Genomic DNA, 344 nt, shown 5'->3' on the forward strand with positions numbered 1-344 from the left:
ACATCGTATCGTTACCGGCTCCACCGTAAAAATCATCATCTCCGTCACGACCATCGATGACGTCATTACCTTCCCCGCCATAGACCAGGTCCCGATCGCTGGACCCGGTATAGCGGTCATTGCCGCCGCCCAGGGAGATGCCATTGTAATACCCCGCAAAGTCGGAAATACCGCTGAAATCGAAGATATCCGCACCCGAGGTACCGGAGATGGTATCCCCGCTCTGGAAGTACAGTGCCTCGATGCCGATTACATTGGCGCTGGTCAGCCGGTAGTTCGAGACGGCGATGTCGCCATAGACGATGATCTCGTCATAACCCGTCCCGCCGTTGAAGACGTCATGG

1 protein-coding gene is annotated in these 344 nt (G+C 56.1%); it reads right to left on the reverse strand.

The window, feature by feature from the left end; translation table 11 throughout:
• Window positions 1–344, reverse strand: a 344-nt coding sequence (locus A7A09_RS20450) for a calcium-binding protein (protein ID WP_436277814.1), incomplete at both ends; no start/stop codon positions are given.

The organism is Paracoccus methylarcula, assembly GCF_003007735.2.
In the GTDB taxonomy this organism is placed as follows: Bacteria; Pseudomonadota; Alphaproteobacteria; order Rhodobacterales; family Rhodobacteraceae; genus Paracoccus; species Paracoccus methylarcula.